The organism is candidate division KSB1 bacterium (assembly GCA_022562085.1).
Lineage (GTDB): Bacteria > Zhuqueibacterota > Zhuqueibacteria > Oceanimicrobiales > Oceanimicrobiaceae > Oceanimicrobium.
On sequence record JADFPY010000458.1, the window covers coordinates 1 to 2,726 of the forward strand.

At 47.8% G+C, this 2,726-nt stretch carries 2 protein-coding genes; both read right to left on the reverse strand.

The annotated features are described in order from the left end of the window. Positions 1-531: 531 nt before the first annotated feature. A complete protein-coding gene (locus tag IH879_22175; GenBank protein ID MCH7677634.1) occupies positions 532-1,311 on the reverse strand; it encodes a hypothetical protein in 780 nt (259 codons plus the stop codon). Between the two features lie 19 nt (positions 1,312-1,330). Further along, entirely contained in the window at positions 1,331-2,569 is a 1,239-nt protein-coding gene (locus IH879_22180; GenBank protein MCH7677635.1) for a hypothetical protein, read from the reverse strand. Between the last annotated feature and the right edge of the window lie 157 nt (positions 2,570-2,726).

Genomic DNA, 2,726 nt, shown 5'->3' on the forward strand with positions numbered 1-2,726 from the left:
CTCTGAATCAACTATGTTTACTTTTTCCATAATCATTGTCGAGAGGGCTTGACACCGCTGTGGATGTCAGCAAAGAACCATGCCTTTCCAGAATACAGGTGGTGAAACACCAGGTGTAATCAGTTGTTCCTTTAACTGTTACACAATAACTGAGACGACTTCGTGTCGCCATCTAACGTTAACATAATATTATTTGGCCTAATGTTAGTATAAAAACCAGCCTAATAGGCTTGATAAACTCGGGGTTGATTTGGTCACTACAATAAGAAAACAAAAGTGTTTATAAGCATTCTTTAGAACAAGGAAACATGTTCAGGCACTGACAACCTGATTAAAGTATACAAATCTTAATTTTTAATGTCAAAAGAACTTCTGCCGAATCTGTGAATTATTTTTTAGATGTTTAATGGATATGAAGGAAATTAAATGGGTCGAAGACGTGGGGAAGTCAGGATATGAGTTTCGGGTGGCAAACAATTTAAAACACCCCGGAATCCCTTCCATCAGACCCCGGGGTTGGAGTGAAGAAACTCAATTCACCCTTCTGGCCCGCACACCAAAATCCACATTATCTTTGACCCAGGCAAAAAAGTGGGCTTGCTCTTCAATTGGTTTTTCCGGGAGGAGAATTTTGGGGTCTTTCCAGAAAACCATGACCTCGGCGTCCTGAGTCCAGACTTTCACCCGGCGGCGCGGCACCCGGGTTTGCCAATGGGCGCCGACTACCGCATCCGTATAAAGCAAGCGGATGGTGATATTGCGCGACAAGCGTTCGAGCGGTCTGACCACCAGGCTGCGGAAATCGGTTTTCCCTTCTTTCTTGATATCCGGCTGGCCGTCGCTGAGCATGACGATGGAGAGCGGTCGCAGGATAAGATTTTTGTTCCTGACCATCAGCGCGCAATGTTCAAAGAAGGCATTGTAATCGGTAAACGGATTAGAGGTCGACTTGGGAAACATTTTCTGCAGAGTTGTCCGGATTTCATCAACGGATTTATTTTGAAAAGTTTGAATCGGGTAAAAAGTCTTCGGCTCATCTGCTGTCGCTCCGCCGATCGAACTCACGAATAACACGTTGGGGATTTCCAGACCGCCGAGTCCGTTAAGATGACAGTAAAGATAGTTCGCCAGGAAATGGAGGGCATCTTCATAATAACCGCTGTTCATAAACGACCCGCTGATATCCACGCCGACAATCATGGTCAGGCGCGGGCTTGGGACGGCCTGGGAGTCGCCCAGACCACAGCCATCGAATAACAAGGCAAGCGCAAATAAGGTGAGGATAAGGATAGCTATTTTTAATTTAGACATTCGGAAAATCTCCAGTTCTTTATTTGATATGAGTAAGGGCTTCATGTCGAGTTGTCCTGTTCTCATTAACAATTCTGGGCTCGGGTTTCTCCCGGGTCCTGATTTGGATTGCATCAGCTATGCTCTTTATCGGCAGCTCGAACAGGTGCTGGCCGGAGACCAACAAGGTGCAAAAATTAATAGCGGCAGCGATCACCTGCAGCGGCGGCAGGATAAACGACGCCAGCAAATCGTCTCCTGCTTTTTGAATCCAGACCATATCTTCCTTGATCTTATTCATAAAGTTGGTGGAAAGCGGGCTTCTTGGCAGGGACGCGGATTCCCGGCGTTCGGCAAGCGCGAGTCCTTTGCCTTGAATGACCGCCATGATGGTCGGGGTGCCGTGAGCAGCAAACAGAATCCAGGAGAGACTGCGAATCCCGAACCAGACAAAAGCTGATATGGCCAACGTCCAGAAGACGCCGAGCTCGAAATTTTCCGAGTATTGCGCAAACCAGGGTACGAGAGCATCGACAAATTCGCGGTAGAGAAAGACCACTTCCACAAACAGCACCACAATTTCAATAACGCCAATCCCGATAATCGTTGAAATGCTTTTCTGTTTGAATGAATCCACAAAGGTCGAAAGCACGGCGTAGCTGCCGAGCACGATGAACACCAGAAAAACAAACAACGGAATCCGAACCATAGTAATGGAAAGATTGTCGCCGGTGATATTGGAGAAGGTGTCGACGACCAGGGGCGTGGTCACGTAAGTAAAAATGACCGCCTCGAGGAGGCACCAGAACAGAGTAAGGCAAACGGCAATCCAGGGGACGGTTGAGCCGACGACGCTGCGACCGGCATTGCCGAGCAAGCGCAGGGGCATGAGAAGGACTTCCTGGATCAGCGCCCAAATTCCGAGAACGGCGACTTTTAATGCGCTTAAAAGTGTGATAAACAAAGTGAGGACAGATTTGAAAATACCGCCCCAGAAAGCAGCGATGGATTTCCCCAGGTCCCACCAGGTGATGAACAGCTCGGTTACAAAGGCCTGGCGGTTGGGCCTGAACACCACCGTGAGCACGCAGGCGGCCGTGAGCCAGCAGCCCAGAATAATCGCCAGCGCCGGCAGCAGCAAGAAAATTCGCTTGCTCATCATCACCCAAAAGGGGTCGCTTGCTCCCCAGGCAAACAGCACAAACGCTTCCTGAAAAAAAGTAGGAAACAGGAGAATGGATAGGACCAGCTTAAGCAGTCCACTGTTGTCATTAATCATAGGTCTTCACTCCTTTTTAATTAAAAAAACTTCAATCAGCGCATCTGCTTTTGCAAATTGCTTGCCACAATCAAATTGAGCTTAACGAGGGGGAAAATTTGCTTTCTGGGGGTAGTTTTGAGTGTAACATTTACATGGTGTTTAGATAAGGATTTGA